Genomic DNA, 18157 nt, shown 5'->3' with positions numbered 1-18157 from the left:
CGCCACAGTCGTGGGTCCAGCGGTGCCCGAGAGCCTCTGTCGCTCAGGACGGGCGCCTGGTCAGGCCGATCGACGGAGGGATGCCGTCAGCCGAGATACGTTGCCGGAAAACCCAATACGTCCATCCCTGATAGGCCACCGTCAAGGGTGTCATGATCGCGGCCACCCAGGTCATGATCTTGAGCGTGTAGGGCGTCGACGATGCGTTGTAGATCGTGACGTTCCACTGGCTGTTGAGGGTTGACGGCACCAGGTTCGGGAACAGCGCGCCGAACAGCAGCACCACCACGCTCGCCACGACCAGCAAGGCACATACGAAGGCCCACCCGTCGGAGGCCTGCCGCCACGCCAGCAACACGGCCACCAGTTGCGCGAGAACAGCGACTCCCAGCACGGCCCAGGTCCAGTCCTTGCCGTAGCTCAGCTGCGTCCAGACCCCGAAACCCGCAACGAAAACGGTGGCCGGCAGTGCGAACCAGCGCGCGAATCGGTGTGCGTCGTCACGGATGTCGCCCGCCGTCTTCAACGCCACGAACAACGCGCCGTAGAACAGGAACAACGCGGCGGTGGCCACGCCACCGAGCAGCGTGTAGGGGTTGAGCACATCGGTGATCGACAGGTTGACCTGACCGTCGGCGTCCACGGGCAAGCCGCGCACCAGGATCGCGAAGGCCGTGCCCCACAGGATTGCGGGCAGCCATGATCCGACGGCGATGCCGAAGTCGGCCCAGCCGCGCCACCTGGTGTCGTCGACTTTGCCACGCCACTCGATCGCCACGACCCGCAGGATCATGCCGAACAGGATCGCCAGCAGCGGCAGGTACAGCGTCGAGAACACGGTGGCGTACCAACCCGGAAACGCCGCGAACATCGCGGCGCCGCCGGTGATCAGCCAGACCTCGTTGCCGTCCCACACCGGGCCGATGGTGTTCAGGGCGGCGCGCCGGTGTGCTTCTCGGTCACCCTTGCTGACCCGGGCAAAAGGCTCCATCAGCATGCCCACGCCGAAGTCGAAGCCTTCGAGGACGAAAAAGCCGAGGAACAGCGCCGCGATCAGGCCGAACCACAACTGTTGCAGGTTCATGTGTCAGCTCCTTTCGGGCTCAGTCAGTAGGCGAAGGACAGGGTTTTCACGTGCTCTTGGTCGGAGTCCTGGTCCTCGGGCGGCGGCGCGGCCGGTTCGGCGTCGTGCTCCTGCGGTCCTTCGACGATGTAGCGCTTAAGCAGCCAGAACCAGATGACCGCCAGGACGGCGTAAACCAGCGTGAAGGTGGCCAGCGAGGTGACGACCATGGCGAAGGTGTTGTGTGAGACGCCGGCGGCGACGGTGAGGTGCACGTTCTGGTCTCCGGTGGGGTTCGGCGCCACAATCCATGGTTGTCGGCCCATTTCGGTGAACACCCAGCCGGCGATGTTGGCCAGGAACGGCGTCGGGATGGTGAGCAGCGCGAACCGGGCGAACCACCGCTGGCTGGGGATCCGCCCACCCCGGGTGAGCCACAGCGCCAGCAGGGCGAACAACACCGGGATGGCCAGGAACCCGATCATCGCGCGGAACGACCAGTAGGTGACAAAGAGGTTGGGCCGGTAGTCATTTGGCCCGAATCGCTGGACATAGTCCTGTTGGATGTCGCGCACGCCCCGGAGCGTGACGCCCTCGGTCTTGCCTTCGGCGAGGAAGGGCAGAACGTAAGGCACCTCGATGACCCGGGTCAGGGAGTCGCAGTTGTTCTGCCGGCCGACCGTCAGAATCGAGAAGTCCGGATCAGTTTGCGTGTCGCACAACGACTCTGCGGACGCCATCTTCATCGGCTGCTGTTGAAACATCAGCTTGCCCTGGTGGTCGCCGGTGAAGAACAGGCCGACGGTCGCCACGAGGACGACCCAGCAGCCTAATGCGGTGGCAGGCCGGTACATGGCCCGGGTCCCCGGGTCGACGGTGGTGGTTTGTGACCGGACCAGCCACCACGCGCTGACGGCGGCGACGAACGTACCGGCCGTCAGCAACGCGCCGGTGACGGTGTGGCTGAACGCGGTTAGACCGGTGTTGTTGGTCAGCAGCGCCACGATGCTGTTGAGCTCGGCGCGCTTGGTCTGCGGGTTGTAGTGCACGCCCACCGGGTGCTGCATGAACGAGTTCGCCGAGATGATGAAGAACGCGGACACGTTCACCGAGATCGCGACGATCCAGATGCAGGCCAGATGCACCAGGCGCGGCAACCGGCTCCAGCCGAAGATCCACAAGCCCAGGAACGTCGATTCGAAGAAGAACGCGAGCAGGCCCTCCATGGCCAGCGGCGCGCCGAAGACGTCGCCGACGAACCGCGAGTACTCGCTCCAATTCATGCCGAACTGGAATTCCTGCACAATCCCGGTTGCCACCCCGATCGCGAAGTTGATCAGGAACAACTTGCCGAAGAACTTCGTCAAGCGATACCAGGCGACGTTGCCGGTCGCCACCCATGCGGTCTGCATGATCGCGAGCAGCGGGGCCAGGCCGATGGTCAGCGGCACGAAAAGGAAGTGGTAGACGGTCGTGATACCGAACTGCCACCGCGAAATATCGACGACGTTCATCTGTTTACTCCCCAGGCTGCATCTACGACAGAGTGTAGTAGTTGTGGTTGGCCATCGCTAACGTCTGTGAATTGGGGGACTGGTTACCTGAGGTTCTGGGACGCCTTGCGGATGCCGAATGCCGACACGATCTCGAACACGCCGATGACGATGCACCAGACGCCGACGACCAGAGCCAGGGTGAGGATCGAGTCGAACGGTGAGGCCATTACCACGATTCCGGCAAGCAGGCTGATGACGCCGATGAAAATCTGCCAGCCACGACCGGGCAGAGCCGGATCGCTGATGGCCGAGACCGTCGTCGCGACACCGCGGAAAATGAAGCCGACACCGATCCAAATGGCAAGCAGCAGAACGGCATTACCGAAGTGCCGGAAGGCCAGCACGGCCAGAATCAGTGACGCTGCGCCGCTGATGAATAGCAGGATGCGGCTGCCCGCGGACACATGCAGCGCGAAGGCGAAGGCGACTTGCGCGGCGCCGGTGATCAGCAGGTATACGCCGAACGCAATGGCGGCGACCAGCACGGACATACCTGGCCACGCCACGATCACTACGCCGACGACCAGTGACAAAACGCCCGAAATCAGCGTGGTCTTCCAGAGATGTGGCAGCAAACTCGGAGGAGGCAACGTTGCGGAACTGTTTTCCATGAGCACCAGTGTGGCGCATGTGGTGGTTCCGGGGTAGGGGCTTTTGACCTCAGACGTGCGCGGCTTCGGCGTCCTCGGTCCGCAGGTCGGCGGTCTCCTCGGGCGTCTTGCGGCCGACCAGATACCAGGTGCGCATCACACCCTTGCCCTTGACGTCGATGTGCCCGCGCTCGCGCAGTACGAAATCGTCCTTGAGGCGCTCATAGACCTCGTCGGGAACCTGAATCTGGCCGACCGAATCGGTGGACTCCATCCTGGATGCGACGTTGACCGCGTCACCCCAGACGTCGTAGAAGAAGCGGCGCGATCCGACTACGCCGGCCACCACGGGTCCGGTCGCCAGGCCGACCCGCAGCGGCACCGCGCGGCCGTGCGGGTCTTTCAGCGCGGCTGCGACGTCGGCCATGTCGAGGGCGAAGTCGGCCAGAGCTTGGACGTGGTCCGGCCGGGGCCGGGGGACGCCGCTGACCACCATGTAGGAGTCGCCGCTGACCTTGATCTTCTCCAGGCCATGCTTGTCCACCAGTTCGTCGAAGGCGCTGTACAGGCGGTCGAGAAATTTGACCAGCTCGGCGGGCGGGGTGCTGCTGGCGCGTTCGGTGAAGCCCACGATGTCGGCGAAAAGGACCGAGGCTTCGTCGTACTTGTCGGCGATAACGCGCCGCTCCGGTTCCTTGAGGCGTTCGGCGATGCTGGCGGGCAGCATGTTGGCCAGGAGCGCTTCCGAGCGTTCGTACTGGTCTTCCATCGCCGCCTCGGCGCGTGCGGTGTCACGCAGGGCGAACCAGACGGTCACCACCACCACGACACATGCCGACAGCGTGGTGATGACGAAGCCTGTTGTCTGCGCCCAGGGCGGCTGCAGGCCGGTGTCTCGGGGTATCACCAGCTCGGCGGTGATGACCAGAGCGGCGGCGAGCGCGGCCAGGAAGCCGGCCAGCACGATGTGCTCGATGCCCAGCACGAGCACCACCAGGCAGGCACCGACCAGGAAGAACAGTTTGGCGCCCGAGCCGGTGCCGACTTCCCAGCAACTGGCGAAGACCGTGGTGTACGCCGTGAAGATGAACGTCAGCGGCGCCACCAGTTCCCCGAAGCGGTGCAGCAACGGAACGATCGCAAAAATCACCATGGCGGCGATGTTGATCCAGAGGACTTCCCACAGCCACGAACCCATGAAGAACTGCACGCCGATGAAGCTGGCGCTGACCACGACCGACATCCAGGCAGCGATATTGAGAATGCGTGCCCGGCGAGCGGCGCTGGCGGCGTAGTGCTGCCGCAGGTCGCGAGCCGGCGAGCGGACGGCGGCCACACAGTTCGGCCGGCGTTCTACGCCGTCCGCGCCGACCGATCGGGCTCCGCATTTTTTAGCGGCCACGGATAAAGCCTAACTGTTGACCTGGCCAGACGAGCGGTCTTGCCGCCGCGTTCTGCTCAGTGAGCAACATCACGACCGGCGTCCGCATTCCGGCTTGTCCGTGCGGGGACGGCCTGCCTGCACAAATCGCCATACTGTTGCTGACGCCGCGAAGGGAGGTGATCGGTGGCGCCGCTGGAGGTGAACCCGGGTGAGTTGTCGGCCGTCGGGGACAAGCTGTCCGGCGACGCCGGCGCGCTGGCCGCCGCGCTATCGGCCCTGACCGGCGGCTTTTCGCGGGTGAATTCGGGTCACGATGGAGCCGGGGTCAAGTTCGGGACGCAGTACCTCAACTCCGGTACGAAGGTGCTCGCCGCCGGAGCTGCGGCGATCAGCGCGTGTCAGCGGATGGGCTACGGCGTCAAGATGTCGGCGTACAACTATGCGCTGAGCAACGCGATGTCCGTGCCGGGTGGAGGCCAGCCGTCACTGCCGATTCCTCCGTGTCCTGCCCCAGCGCAGGCACCCGCAATGCCGAGTCCGTTCGGTCCGGGCATCGCGGCTCCGGCGTTGTGGGCGGTGGTGGAGGCTTTCGTCGGGGACCTGTGGCCGGACGGCGATCCAGCTTCGATGCGGGCGGCGGCCCGGGCCTGGACCTCCTACGCCGACGCATTGAGCCACACCTCCGCAGATGTGGGCGGCAGGAAGGCTCTTTTCGCTGCTCAGCAGCTGCCCGAGGCCGACCTCATGTCCTCGGCCATTGACGATCTCGGCCACAAGGTAGGCGCCGTTGCGGACCAGTGTCGCAAGGTCGCGGACTCGCTGACGGCGTTTGCCGACAAGGTCGAGGCCACCCAGAACGCGATTCGGGACCTACTCAACCGGTTGAACCCGATGAGCGGGGGCCTGGTCGGTCTGGCGGTATCCCTTTTCCAGGACGGCGATCCACTGGCGACCGTCAAAGCGATAGCCAACGACATCAAAGTGGTGCTGAGCCACATGAAAGATGAAGCGGACGCCGCTGCGTGGGCGTTTCAGCAGGTCATGAGCGGTGTCGACGGGGTCACCGACGACCTGGAGCGGTGGGTCAGCAAAGAGTTCCCCGTGGTAGCACCGGTGGTCAACGGCTACATCGACATCGAGAACGGCGTGATCCACAGCGTCGCCGGGGCGGTGCAGGGCATTGAGGCGCTGGACCCGAGTCGCTTCCTCTATGACTTCAGTGGCGCGCTGGACAGCTGGAAAGGCATGTCGGACACGTTGGGTATGGCCGTCCCGCCAATCCTCGCCTCCCAGCTGGCTACCAACCCGCAGGGTGTGCTGGATCGGGTTAAAGCGTTGATCGACTACAACGACTGGAATTCCGATCACCCGTTGCGTGGCTTGGGCCACAACGTTGGTGATATCGCGCAGTTCTTCATCCCGGGCGTGGGTGAGGCCAAGCCCGCGGTGACCGCTGCCGAGACCTCAGCGCGCGCCGGGGAAGCCGGAGTGGGGTTGGAGTCGAAGTTGGGAGCGACCACCCACGACGGTGTCGGTCTGCTTGGGCGCGCCGGAGAGGTTGGCGGAGACATCGGTTCGCGGGCCGGCCAGGTCGCTCACGACCTGGATCAGATGAAAGCTCCGATCATCGAGCCGCCCAAGCCCCCGCCCGGCCCGGAACCGCCGTCGCGGAGCGCGTTGCCGGCCGAGCATCCGGACGGGCCCGCGCCGCCGTCGCAGCCTGGGATACCGGCCGCGGAGGTCAAGCCGACGGCGGCGGAGCCGGCGCCGCATCCGCCGGTTGAGCGCCCTGCTGAACCGAGCCCGGTACCGCGGGCGGAGCCGGCGCCCGCCGAGCCGGTGCATCCGGTGGCGTCGGAGGTACCACGGAGCGAACCGCCGGCGCAGGTTCACGCACCGGCCCAGCCTCATGAGGCGCCGCTGAGCGAGCGTCCCGCCGCGCATGTCCCCGTCGAGCCGGTGGAGTCACCGCGCACCGAGGCGATCCCGCGCACTGCCGAGCCGGCGCCATCCGAACTGGTGAAACCACCCCATGACGAGCCTCCGGTGGCCTCGGATCCCGTGGTGACGCCGCATTCCGAGTCGGCGCCGGGCGCGCATCCGCCCGAGCATGCACCGATCCCGCCTGTCCAGGTGCACCCGGTCGAGCCGTCGGGAGTGCCGGTTCGTCCGCCCGATCCCGCGCCTCACGCCCTATCCGATGTGCCAACCAAGCCGGGCGCGGCAGCTGGGGGAGCAGCGCATACGGCGGGTCAGGCGGCCGAAGCCGCCAAGGCTGCACCGGTGGCGCCGAGCGACGCTGCGGGCGCCCGCAGTGCGCCCTCGCATGTCAAGAGTCCGCTGACCGACGGCGGTGCGCATGGCCCGACCGACACCCCGGTCGGCGTCGGGGACAGAACTGCACTCGCGGGTGAGAGAGCGCCGGCTGCTGCGGGCCCACACGAGGGGCGACCGGGGGACCCGCACCTTCCCGACAACGAACACGATCCGCTGACGCAGGCCGAGCGGGATCGTGACATCGCCGACGATGCCCGGGAGCCGGGCAGTTCCAACCAACCGTCTGATCGCTGCGCGAACGGTGAGCCGGTGGACATGGCGACCGGCGAGTACTTCCTGCCGATGACCGATATCGAATTGCCCGGGGTCCTGCCACTGGTATTGCGGCGCCAGCACCGGTCGCAGTATCGCCGCGGCATCTGGTTCGGGCCGTCGTGGACCTCGACGTTCGATGCGCGGGTGGTGGTCAGCGACGACGGCGTCACCACGGTCGACGCCGACGGAACGATGCTGGCATTCGCCCATCCGAGCATCGATGCGCCACAGCAACCGAGACACGGCCGGAACTGGTTGTTGTTCAGGACAACTGGCGGTGGATACCGGTTGTTCAGCCAGGACACCGAACACAGTTATCACTTCGAACCCAAGCTTGGGCTCAACGGAACCGATCTGGGCGTCGGAGTGCTGTTGATCTCGGCGATCACCGACCGTCACCAGAACCGAATCCTGTTCGATTACACCGACAACGGCATACCGAGGGCTGTCACGCATTCGGGCGGCTACCGCATCGACGTGCATTCGGACGGCGCCCGGATAACCGGCTACGACCTGGCCGGTCCCGTCGACGGCGCAGGTGTTGCGATCCGCCGCTTCGGTTACGCCGGCGGTGATCTGGCTACGGTCACCGACGGATGCGGTGCGACAACAACTTTCGTCTATGACGGTGACCATCAGATGACCGCCTGGACGGATTCGGTGGGCTCGCACTACGACAACGTCTACGACGCCGAAGGACGGATCGCCAGCCAGCAGGGCACCGACGGGGTGTGGGCCGGTACCTTCGATTTCCTGTCCACCGCCGACGGGCTGGTGTCGACCTTCACCGACGCCTACGGCGCACAGACGGCGTACGAGTTCGACGCCGACCTACGGCCCCGGCGGGTGATGGATCCCGACGGACGGCTCACCACAACGGAATTCAACCGATGGCGTGATCCGCTGGTGGTAACCGACCCGTCCGGTGCGGTGACACGCTATGAGTACACCGAGCACGGTGACATCGCTACGATCACCGATGCGCTCGGCGCGGTGACACGCTACGAATACGCCAGTCCGCGTCACCCCAATCGGATTCTGCGCGAAGGCCACTCACCGGTGCTGTTGACCTACGACGCCTTCGGGAACGTGGTGGAGGCGACATCCCAGGGAGCGAGTAAGCGGTTCGAGTACAACCGGACCGGCGCTGTTGTTGCGACGGTCGACGAAGAAGGGCGACGCACCGACATCGTCGTCAACGCCGCCGGGTTACCCACGAGGCTCACCGACGCGGACGGCAACACGACGGTCATCCAATACGACGGGTTCGGTCGGGCGGTGTCAGCGACCGACCCGCGCGGATACCGCACCGCTGTCACCAGGGATGCCGAAGGTCGTGTGCTGCAGCGCGTTGCCGGCGACGGAACCGTTCGTTCCTGGACATACGACGGCGAGGGTAACTGCGTCGCGCAGACCGATGAGTTGGGCGCCACTACCAGGTTCGAGTACGGCTTCTACGACAAGGTGACCGCCCAGATTGCGCCAGACGGTGCGCGCACCGAATACCGATACGACCGCGCGCGTCGACTCATCGAGGTCGTCAATCCCGACGGATTGATTTGGCGCTACACGTATTACGCCGACGGTCGCCTGCAGTCGGAGACCGACTTCAATGGCGCGACCACGACGTACCGTTACGACGACGCGGGCCGTCTGGCCGAGAAAACCAACGCCGCGGGCCAGTCGATCAGCTACTCCTACGATGCGCTTGGTAGGCCGGTCGAGGAAATCACCGGTGCGGCAGCCGGTTTCGGTGAGTCCGGGGATTTTGCCGGTGAGGTCACCCGGTATCGGTATGGGGTGGGTGGGGAGTTGTTGGGGGCGGCCAACGTCCACGGTGCCGGAACGTACTCGTTTGATGTGGGTTCGCGGGTGCGGGTGGGGGTGTGGGATGAGCAGTTGGTGACGGCGTCGTTTAACGCTGCGGGTCAGTTGGTGGGTGTGGGTAGTCCCAGTGGTGTGCGCACGGAGTACGGCTATGACAGCCGTGGTGTGCTCAGTGGTCTTCGGGTGGCGGGGCGGGTCGTTGATGTGGGCAGTGATGCGGCGGGGCGGATTACTCGTATGGAGGTCGGCCGCACCAGTGTTGAGTGTGAGTTTGATCCGGTGGGGCGGTTGTCGGCGCAGTCGTGGATCGCGTCGGCTGAGGGGCGGCTGTTTTTGGGGGCTGGTTCGGCGCCGGTTGGTCGTGTGTTGACTGGGTCGTCGTTTGGTTATCGGCCTGATGGCGCGTTGAGTGTGCGCATTGTCGATCAGGTGCAGATGCGGTACGGGTTGGATGCGGTGGGCCGGGTGGATGCGGTGGCGGTGGGTGGTGTGGTGGCCGAGCGGTTCGGTTATGACGCCAGTGACAACATTCGCACTGCGGTGGTGGCGGGGTCTTCTGGTGGTGCTGGGCGTTGGGAGTATCGCGGCACGCTGTTGGTTGATGATGGGCGTTCGCGTTACAGCTATGACCGGGCGGGGCGGTTGGTGCGGACGGTGAGCCGGCGGTTGAGCCGCACGGCGCAGGTGTGGCATTACCGGTGGGATGCCTATGACCGGTTGCGTAGTGTCACGACTCCGGATGGTCAGACCTGGACGTATGGGTATGACCCGGCGAGTCGGCGGACCCGTAAGACCAACGGGAGCACCGGGGAGTCGGTGGTGTTTGCGTGGCTGGGCGATCAGCTTGTGGAGCAGACTGCGACCGGCGGGGTGGGTGGCGCGACGACTACGTGGTGTTATTTGCCGGGGGCGGTGACGCCGTTGGCGCAGGTTCATACGGCTGTTGAGTCAAGTGTGGATGTGCCGTTGCGTCTGGGCGGTGCGCCGGTTGCGGCGGGGGTTGGTTCTGGTGGTGGCGTGTGGTCGCAACCGGAGGTGGATCGTGCGTTTTATGCGTTGGTGACCGATCATCTGGGTACGCCGACGCATCTGGTGGATCCGGATGCGGCGACGGTGGCTGGGCGGGCCAGTGGTGGGCTGTGGGGGCAGACGAGTTGGGCGGGGGAGGTGTCCACGCCGCTGCGGTTCCCCGGGCAATATTTTGATGCCGAGACCGGGTGGCATTACAACCGGCATCGGTACTACCAGCCGGCGACTGGGCGGTACTGCACTGCTGATCCTTTGGGGTTGGCTCCGGCGCCGAATCCCTATGGCTATCCGCGGAATCCGACCGTCGAGACGGATCCGTTGGGGTTGATGCCGTGTCCGACAGGTGAGACCGGCAGCGTCCCTACTTCTGGGTTCATCAATCCCCACCATGTAAGGTTCACCCAGGACTCAATTGGCTCTAAATTCAGTAACGGCGCCAGTGTCCAAGAATTCATCGGTATGTTAGAAAGTGGCCGCCTCCATCCTACCGATGTGCCTCCGATCAGGATTGTTGAATATAACGAAAAGATCTACAGCTTTGATAATCGGAGGCTGTGGGCATATCAACAGGCAGGCGTAATGGAGATACCGTTTAAGCGAGTCCCCATTGAAGACAACCTGGTCGAATGGGGTCGCAAGTTCGGTACAAAAAATGATGGAGTGTCTGTGAGAGTGAGAGGGAGGCCATGACAAGTATCGATGATATGGCATTGAAGGTCATCGACCGATCAAGTTTAGCACAATTCATAGAACAATTGGCTTACGATTTTCTCGATGATCAAGAGTCGTGGGAAAATAGAGACATCTTTTCGTTCCTAGATGCTCTGTCGGCCTGGCTCGGATCCGTGGAACAATTGTACATAAATACAGGCCGCGAGTTATCGCAACAAGCAACGTGGTCGTTTTTTGCTGAAATGATGCTAGCGGCCAAGATTTACGAATAAAAGGAAATAGAAATTATCTTCGAGCGTCAGCGGCGCACGGTGGATGAGGCCTGGTCCAAGAGAGGAACACCTGTGCCGGGGAGATCCAGATAGTTTTGAAGTCAATTTGGAGCGTAGCAACCGATGGCGAGACCGAAGTGCGAATCGTTATAGAAGAAGGAACAAATTAAATTATAACTGCTTACCCGGTACATATGCGATGAATAGTTCCATTATCTGCCCAACTTGCGAACAAGGTGAAGTTTTGCAGATGCGGGTAATCGACACGGGCGAGGAACTCCGGGTCTGTGACGAATGCGAGGCGGTATGGCCGGCAGGGGCACCTCTTGCTGTCCCGGGTTTCGAGCAGTTAGCGGACTTTCTAGAGGATCGCGGAATTCCGCCTTTGTGGTCGTCACTGGAATTCGTTGAGATCCAAAATTAGCTTGTTTCTTTACTGTTCGGCCATTGAGAAGAACTTGTCGGAGGCGAAGGCGTACAGCAGGTGGAGGTTTACCGGCGGACGCAGGGGACTGATCCACCATCGCGCCGGCGCTGAGGGCGCTCGCACCACTGCTAAGACTGAGCTGCGTGATTGGTGCGAATGGTAAGCCGAGTCCGGGGATTTTGCCGGTGAGGTCACCCGGTATCGGTATGGGGTGGGTGGGGAGTTGTTGGGGGCGGCCAACGTCCACGGTGCCGGAACGTACTCGTTTGATGTGGGTTCGCGGGTGCGGGTGGGGGTGTGGGATGAGCAGTTGGTGACGGCGTCGTTTAACGCTGCGGGGCAGTTGGTGGGTGTGGGTAGTCCCAGTGGTGTGCGCACGGAGTACGGCTATGACAGCCGTGGTGTGCTCAGTGGTCTTCGGGTGGCGGGGCGGGTCGTTGATGTGGGCAGTGATGCGGCGGGGCGGATTACTCGTATGGAGGTCGGCCGCACCAGTGTTGAGTGTGAGTTTGATCCGGTGGGGCGGTTGTCGGCGCAGTCGTGGATCGCGTCGGCTGAGGGGCGGCTGTTTTTGGGGGCTGGTTCGGCGCCGGTTGGTCGTGTGTTGACTGGGTCGTCGTTTGGTTATCGGCCTGATGGCGCGTTGAGTGTGCGCATTGTCGATCAGGTGCAGATGCGGTACGGGTTGGATGCGGTGGGCCGGGTGGATGCGGTGGCGGTGGGTGGTGTGGTGGCCGAGCGGTTCGGTTATGACGCCAGTGACAACATTCGCACTGCGGTGGTGGCGGGGTCTTCTGGTGGTGCTGGGCGTTGGGAGTATCGCGGCACGCTGTTGGTTGATGATGGGCGTTCGCGTTACAGCTATGACCGGGCGGGGCGGCTGGTGCGGACGGTGAGCCGGCGGTTGAGCCGCACGGCGCAGGTGTGGCATTACCGGTGGGATGCCTATGACCGGTTACGCAGTGTCACGACTCCGGATGGTCAGACCTGGACCTATGGGTACGACCCGGCGAGTCGGCGGACCCGTAAGACCAACGGGAGCACCGGGGAGTCGGTGGTGTTTGCGTGGCTCGGCGATCAGCTTGTGGAGCAGACTGCGACCGGCGGGGTGGGTGGCGCGACGACTACGTGGTGTTATCTGCCGGGGGCGGTGACGCCGTTGGCGCAGGTTCATACGGCTGTTGAGTCAAGTGTGGATGTGCCGTTGCGTCTGGGCGGTGCGCCGGTTGCGGCGGGGGTTGGCTGTGGTGGTGGCGTGTGGTCGCAACCGGAGGTCGATCGTGCGTTTTATGCGTTGGTGACCGATCATCTGGGTACGCCGACGCATCTGGTGGATCCGGATGCGGCGACGGTGGCTGGGCGGGCCAGTGGTGGGCTGTGGGGGCAGACGAGTTGGGCGGGGGAGGTGTCCACGCCGCTGCGGTTCCCCGGGCAATATTTTGATGCCGAGACCGGGTGGCATTACAACCGGCATCGGTACTACCAGCCGGCGACTGGGCGGTACTGCACTGCTGATCCTTTGGGGTTAGCTGCGGCGCCGAATCCCTATGGCTATCCGCGGAATCCGACCGTCGAGACGGATCCGTTGGGGCTGATGCCGTGCAGAGCAATTGCCTTGCAGAATGCGCTGCGGGACTGGGTGAACCGATCCTTCACCATTGGCAATATTCGATTAATTCTGGACCAGCGCGATCTCGAACATATCCTCACTCGTCATCATCTGGAATACTGGGATGGATCTGTTAAAAGGACCCAAACTTTCTTTGCGGGAAGTCCAACGACAGATGAACTTGCGAGTATCGTAGCGGATGTACTACGCGAGAATCGTGCCGCTGTTATTGAGCATGGATCGATTAATAGATATCAAATCAATGGTTTGGTCGATGGCACGCAATATACAGTCGGAATAGGTGAAGGACACATTCGGCAGTTGTTCCCGTTGGAGCAGTAAGGATTATGGCATATGATCTCGATTACATCTTATCTCTGCGATCACCATGGTAAAGAGTTTCGTGAAATCTGTAACGACAGCGACTATATGGTGCAAAATGATCGTTATATTGACGGTGCAATCGAACTCGTCATCGACGGAATAGCAGTGGTTGATAGGACCATGTGGGATACTATCGATGACCTCTGGGCTTATATCACTAACATGATCGACGATCTGCGCAAATCCGGCCGAGCGCAAACATTGTTTCCAGATCAGCCGATAAAGTTGTCCTTTGAAAGAACCCGCAACAACCAAGTTCGTGTGACGTCCTATGTCGGCGACGTCGTTACTACGGCAGTCGCGGGCGAAGCAGAATTGGTAAGCGCTCTGATAATAGCTGGGATCCAGTTTTTTAGCGCAATGATACGTATAAATCCGGCTAGCAGCCAATCCTATCAATACCAAGTTGAGAGGCTCCGGTCATATTGATGATGTGGAACTGCTTGTTCGGAGCGACCAATTAGAGATCACCGGCCATTAAGGGGAGGCCGTGACAAACATCGATGATATGGCGCTAAAAGTCGGCGATCAATCAAGCCTGGCCAATTTTATCGGTCAATTGGCAGTGGAGTTTCGCGATAATCAAGGGTGTGAGAGAATCGGGACCGCTACCAGCCGGCCGACTGGGCGGTACTGCACGGCTGATCCGTTGGGGTTGGCTCCGGCGCGAATCCGTATGGCTATCCGCGGAATCCGACCGTCGGGACGGATCCGTTGGGACTGATGCCGTGCCCCGGAGAGGAAATGCCTGGTTCTAGTTTCCCTCGTACTGGCACCCGTATGGGACCACATCACGCCCACCCAACCGAATTATCCGGGCACACCCATTTCCAGGTCCTTCATCATCCGAGACCAATCGCGGATCATTTTGGTTGCATGGAAACGCGACCAAGCCTCTTTTTGAGTATGCGAAATTTATACACGACGGCGGCTACTTGATTGCGCACCTGAACGTGGCTGTTCAAGCTGAGATAGGTTCGCGTCGGGTGATCAAGGGCCGTGACGACAACAACCACTAGTAGCCTTCACAGCGCGCTAGCGGCTATCGCAGAAAGGGGAATCAGTTACGGTAATGAGTTTATTATTGACCAGTGGAGTATTGTAAGAGGTAAGTCTCAATTAGCGAGCGGATTTCCCACAGTCTTCCATGCTGTACTAGCCGACTTTGACTAGTCCAGGCGATGAGAGAGGTTAAAAATTGCTGGCCGTAATAGGAACACACAGCCCGCCAACTGGAACGCTGGTAGTCGACTCCGTCGTGCCATTCAGTTTTCACCTACTGGAAGGCACGTCTGTACAAGATTCGATTACTTGGCATTATGCCGATAATTCAGGGGGAATCTTTGAATTTCAAATCGATCGTCAGACAGGCGAAATCTACGGAATAACTCTGGTTTCCTCGTTGCAACCGTTCGATCAGGTCAAGGATTTGCCCTGCGGTTTGTTTGATAAGGAGTTTGGCATACCGGTTACTAACGCAAGTGCTGTTAAGGGAAAAGTATTCAGGCAACACGTCAGGGTGCGACTACTGCGATCTAACGGAGGTGTATGTGCCGTATGGGGCAAGTGGGCCTCCGCGACGAAGTGCCTGGCCGTAGATCGAGTACGATTTCTTCTTCGAATGGACGAATTGGTGGGCGTATGTTTTGTCTCGCTGACCCCTGAGGAAATCGCAACGGTTAACCAGTGGGATGAACTTAGGAAGCGCGAAGATTAGGCTGAAGCTCAATCTAGGACGCATATAAAGTGGTTGCGGCCGAGGGATCTGAGCGATTCCGATAATTCGAGAAGTGCCATCCCTGACCTAATCGTACGCCTTCAGGCCCTCGAAAGGAGCCCTGGCTCGGTGCCCAAGTCATGAATAATCCCGCTATTTGCCCACGCTGCGAGCAAGGAGAAGTGCTCGCGATGAGGGTCATCGACACAGGTGAAGAGATTCAGCTCTGTGACGAATGCGAGGCGCTTTGGCCGACAGGCGCAGGCCTCATGGCGCCAGGATTCGAGCAATTAACAGAATTTTTTAAGCATCGCGGAATCCCGCCTTTATGGTCGTCGTTAGAGGAACTCGAAATTCAAAATTGACCTTGTTTCAAGGCTGCGGAGTTTCCGGTGCGACCAGAGGAGACCCCGCCGTAGTAAACATGCAACGTTGCCCCGTGCTACACCAGGCTCCATGGGATTCGAAGAGCTGCCCGGCGACGAGTTGATCCGATGGCTTCGCGGCTGGCTCGGCGATGTCGCCGGAAAGGTTCCCATCGAAGCGCCAGCCGAGGCCGGTCAGCTCACCGTCTCGGTCTCGGGTGAACTCGAGCGCGTCCAACTCACTGATTTGGCAATGACGCTGACGCCCGAACAACTCGGACAAGCGATTGAGCGCGCCTACGTGCAGGCCTACCAGGCCGCGTTGCTCGACGTTGAAAAGATCCTGGACCGGATCGTCCAGGACGTCGAGAGCAACGCGAACCTGGTCGCGCGGATCAAACAAATTCGCGCCCAGTACACCGACCTGGCCGGCCTCAAGGCCATCCTGAAACGCCGGCAGCAACACGCCCACGCAGAGTCCGGGTGGGAGGAACCGCCGGAATGGGATCCCGCAAGAGATCCGCTGCGACGCGGAATATGAACACCACGCGGGACCGGGAAGCCGGCCGCGTCGGCGCAAACCCGATCCGACCCTCGTCCTCCCACTAAACTTCCTCAAGCCGGCCGCCGTACGACTGGCGGCTGGCGTCACCGACCCCAGAAAGGTCAAGCAGGATGGCAACGGAGAGCGGCAACGCCCGGCCAGCGCCGCAACTGAGCGTTGATGTTGCCGGCGTAATCACGTCGGCCAAGGGGATCGATGTCGTGAACACCGAGATCAAGGAAGCCTTCGCCCAACTCAAACGCGAGGCGGACGCCGTCATCAAGGGCAGTTGGACCGGCACTGCCGCGGACAAGGTGCACGACGGCTGGCGCGAATGGCAGGACGGTGCCGGAAAGATCACCCGGGCCCTGGACCAGGTCAACGGGCTGGTGGCCCAAGCCGCCCAACAGTTTCAGCAATCCGACGAGGCGAACTAGGCGATGGCCAACAACGACGACACATTCACCGTTGATCTCGACGCGCTCGACGCGCTGATCGAGCACCTGGCCCGCTTCACCAGCGCCACCGATTCCGCTGTGGAGCACGTCGACGCATTTGTGGCCCAGATGCCGTGGGAGGGCGCCACCGAACAAGCCCACAAGCAGTTTCACGCCCTGTGGCGCTCGGGCGTCGACGAACTCCAAGAGGGGTTGCGGAAGATCCGCGAAGGCGCCCAGGTCGCTCACGCCAACTACAGCGGCGCGGCGAACACCAACGTCACCATGTGGGGCGATTAGGCGCCGTCGTCGGTGGCCAGGCGGGAAACGCCTTGAACGTCCCCAAACGGGCCCCGCGCACAGCGTTGCCCACCAATCCTGCTGCTTCCCACAAAGACCATTCGCGGCCCGGGTAGGTAGTGCCCTCGGTGAGATTCGAACTCTAAACCAGGTTTGCGGGCGACCTCGGCGAATGCAGCGAGCGAACCGATTGCCAGCGGATTCGACCTAAATTGACTTCAACCGCGATTAACGCTCCGCAACTGAGAATGTAGTCACGGAGTAGTCACGCCGAACGGGTGTTCGGTAAGAGGTCAATCGAAACCGCTGACGGTTGCTGATCCTGTCTGATACACAAACCAGGGGAGGGGCCGAAACGGGGAGGAAACCACCATGAGGATCGCCGCTGTTTTTGCGTGGGCGGCTCTAGCTGCCGCAGCCGGTATGGCGCTGCCAGTCAGCCCGACTGCCACCGCTTACCCCGGTGACCCGATGCCCGGCTGCGAAACCCAGTTGTTCGCCACCTACTGCGACGGCCCCATTCGGCCCGATGGATCGTGGAAACGCTGCCTGTTCGCAAAGGGGTCCTACAACGTGCCGCCGGTCCAAAATTGCTTTGTCGTGCCGGGCCTAGATCAGATACCCCCGACACCGTTGGGTCAGCCAGACCACCACGTCGACTAGGCGGCGATAGGCGGCACCGTGCGGCAGCGCGACCGGATGCCGGCCAACTGCACGGAGGTCATGCCGCCGCCGTCAGTGACACCCAGCGCGGCAAGCACGGCGCGTTGGTCAACTTCGCCGGTTCGGTGAAGATGCGTCGCGGTTCGCGCCACCGCCGGCCAACACCAGGTCAGCAGCGGCACGACATCGGCACCGGTATATATGCCGCCGCTGGCCGTCAGCACCCGGCTGTCCTTATGACCGGTGGTGTCCAAGACGGCGTAGAACTCCCGCTGTGTCGGTCGCCGGCCGGCACGCCAGCGCGCTTGTGCCCACGGCCCGGCGTAGGCGACCAGCGGATCGGTTCCGTGGGGCCGGTCGGCGAAGGTGGTCAGCCCTTCGGTGGTGCCAGTGACCTTGCTCGACACGACGACGGCGTTGCGCAGCTCCGCGCCGAGCACTACGCCAGCGACGGCGTGGCCGGCTTCGTGGATGCACGTTTCGAGGTGTTCGCGTTCGCCGGCTGTAATGTCGGCCAGGGTTAAAGGCATTGCGCTGCTTGTCCTTTCGATCTAGTGACCGACGCCGGGCGGTGCTGCGGTACATAACTCGGGCCAGCACCGTCCCGACGCCGGCCTTCCGCAGTGACCGGAGTCGGGGTGTCGTTGCCGAACAGTCTGCGCAGCGTTTGGGCACGCTCGCGCTGGTCGCGTTCGGCAGCCTTCGCAGCGCCGGCATCGAGGTAGG

Annotated in this window: 13 protein-coding genes; 8 read left to right on the top strand and 5 right to left on the bottom strand. The window is 62.3% G+C overall.

Annotation, left to right across the window (positions count from 1 at the left end):
* Positions 1 to 43 precede the first annotated feature (43 nt).
* From cydB to QXH22_RS00435, 4 genes are all read right to left on the bottom strand, one after another.
* Positions 44 to 1084 (bottom strand): cytochrome d ubiquinol oxidase subunit II, encoded by a 1041-nt coding sequence (cydB, locus tag QXH22_RS00450; RefSeq protein ID WP_306240794.1) that lies wholly within the window; start codon positions 1082 to 1084, stop codon positions 44 to 46.
* 23 nt (positions 1085 to 1107) lie between these two features.
* On the bottom strand, positions 1108 to 2577 hold the full coding sequence (locus QXH22_RS00445) for a cytochrome ubiquinol oxidase subunit I (protein ID WP_306240793.1): 1470 nt from the start codon (positions 2575 to 2577) through the stop codon (positions 1108 to 1110).
* Between the two features lie 83 nt (positions 2578 to 2660).
* Positions 2661 to 3230 carry an HdeD family acid-resistance protein gene (locus QXH22_RS00440; RefSeq protein ID WP_306240792.1) on the bottom strand — a complete coding sequence of 190 codons (570 nt, stop codon included), beginning with the start codon at positions 3228 to 3230 and terminating at the stop codon, positions 2661 to 2663.
* A 49-nt stretch (positions 3231 to 3279) separates the two neighbouring features.
* Positions 3280 to 4611, bottom strand: coding sequence for an adenylate/guanylate cyclase domain-containing protein (locus tag QXH22_RS00435; protein WP_306240791.1), 1332 nt, complete (start codon positions 4609 to 4611; stop codon positions 3280 to 3282).
* 165 nt (positions 4612 to 4776) lie between these two features.
* Between QXH22_RS00435 and QXH22_RS00430 the strand changes: the two genes are divergently transcribed.
* The 8 genes from QXH22_RS00430 (at position 4777) to QXH22_RS00395 (ending at position 16768) form a co-directional block, all read left to right on the top strand.
* On the top strand, positions 4777 to 10731 hold the full coding sequence (locus QXH22_RS00430) for a DUF6531 domain-containing protein (protein WP_306274685.1): 5955 nt from the start codon (positions 4777 to 4779) through the stop codon (positions 10729 to 10731).
* On the top strand, positions 10728 to 10985 hold the full coding sequence (locus tag QXH22_RS00425) for a hypothetical protein (protein ID WP_306240789.1): 258 nt from the start codon (positions 10728 to 10730) through the stop codon (positions 10983 to 10985). The genes QXH22_RS00430 and QXH22_RS00425 overlap by 4 nt, the downstream gene beginning before the upstream one ends.
* Positions 10986 to 11695: 710 nt before the next feature.
* On the top strand, positions 11696 to 13363 hold the full coding sequence (locus QXH22_RS00420; protein ID WP_306274684.1) for an RHS repeat-associated core domain-containing protein: 1668 nt from the start codon (positions 11696 to 11698) through the stop codon (positions 13361 to 13363).
* Between the two features lie 12 nt (positions 13364 to 13375).
* A complete protein-coding gene (locus tag QXH22_RS00415; protein ID WP_306240786.1) occupies positions 13376 to 13834 on the top strand; it encodes a hypothetical protein in 459 nt (152 codons plus the stop codon).
* 1479 nt (positions 13835 to 15313) lie between these two features.
* The gene (locus tag QXH22_RS00410) at positions 15314 to 15487 is read left to right on the top strand and encodes a hypothetical protein (protein WP_306240785.1); all 174 of its coding nucleotides are present in this window, start codon (positions 15314 to 15316) and stop codon (positions 15485 to 15487) included.
* 91 nt (positions 15488 to 15578) lie between these two features.
* Positions 15579 to 16028: a hypothetical protein gene (locus tag QXH22_RS00405; RefSeq protein WP_306240784.1), complete on the top strand. Its 450-nt coding sequence runs from the start codon at positions 15579 to 15581 to the stop codon at positions 16026 to 16028.
* Between the two features lie 134 nt (positions 16029 to 16162).
* Positions 16163 to 16468 carry a WXG100 family type VII secretion target gene (locus QXH22_RS00400; RefSeq protein WP_306240783.1) on the top strand — a complete coding sequence of 102 codons (306 nt, stop codon included), beginning with the start codon at positions 16163 to 16165 and terminating at the stop codon, positions 16466 to 16468.
* Between the two features lie 3 nt (positions 16469 to 16471).
* A complete protein-coding gene (locus QXH22_RS00395) occupies positions 16472 to 16768 on the top strand; it encodes a WXG100 family type VII secretion target (RefSeq protein WP_306240782.1) in 297 nt (98 codons plus the stop codon).
* A gap of 659 nt (positions 16769 to 17427) precedes the next feature.
* Here QXH22_RS00395 and QXH22_RS00390 read toward each other — a convergent pair.
* Positions 17428 to 17961, bottom strand: coding sequence for a M50 family metallopeptidase (locus QXH22_RS00390; RefSeq protein ID WP_306274683.1), 534 nt, complete (start codon positions 17959 to 17961; stop codon positions 17428 to 17430).
* Positions 17962 to 18157: the final 196 nt, after the last annotated feature.

The organism is Mycobacterium sp. TY814 (genome assembly GCF_030755175.1).
GTDB lineage: Bacteria > Actinomycetota > Actinomycetes > Mycobacteriales > Mycobacteriaceae > Mycobacterium.
This window is presented reverse-complemented; position numbering and strand designations above follow the sequence as displayed.

Coding starts and splice junctions, on each gene's coding strand:
- QXH22_RS00400 (WP_306240783.1), top strand. CDS start 16,163: ATGGCAACGGAGAGCGGCAACGCCCGGCCAGCGCCGCAACTGAGCGTT.
- QXH22_RS00415 (WP_306240786.1), top strand. CDS start 13,376: ATGATCTCGATTACATCTTATCTCTGCGATCACCATGGTAAAGAGTTT.
- cydB (WP_306240794.1), bottom strand. CDS start 1,084: ATGAACCTGCAACAGTTGTGGTTCGGCCTGATCGCGGCGCTGTTCCTC.
- QXH22_RS00410 (WP_306240785.1), top strand. CDS start 15,314: ATGAGGGTCATCGACACAGGTGAAGAGATTCAGCTCTGTGACGAATGC.
- QXH22_RS00440 (WP_306240792.1), bottom strand. CDS start 3,230: ATGGAAAACAGTTCCGCAACGTTGCCTCCTCCGAGTTTGCTGCCACAT.
- QXH22_RS00395 (WP_306240782.1), top strand. CDS start 16,472: ATGGCCAACAACGACGACACATTCACCGTTGATCTCGACGCGCTCGAC.
- QXH22_RS00405 (WP_306240784.1), top strand. CDS start 15,579: ATGGGATTCGAAGAGCTGCCCGGCGACGAGTTGATCCGATGGCTTCGC.
- QXH22_RS00425 (WP_306240789.1), top strand. CDS start 10,728: ATGACAAGTATCGATGATATGGCATTGAAGGTCATCGACCGATCAAGT.
- QXH22_RS00390 (WP_306274683.1), bottom strand. CDS start 17,961: ATGCCTTTAACCCTGGCCGACATTACAGCCGGCGAACGCGAACACCTC.
- QXH22_RS00445 (WP_306240793.1), bottom strand. CDS start 2,577: ATGAACGTCGTCGATATTTCGCGGTGGCAGTTCGGTATCACGACCGTC.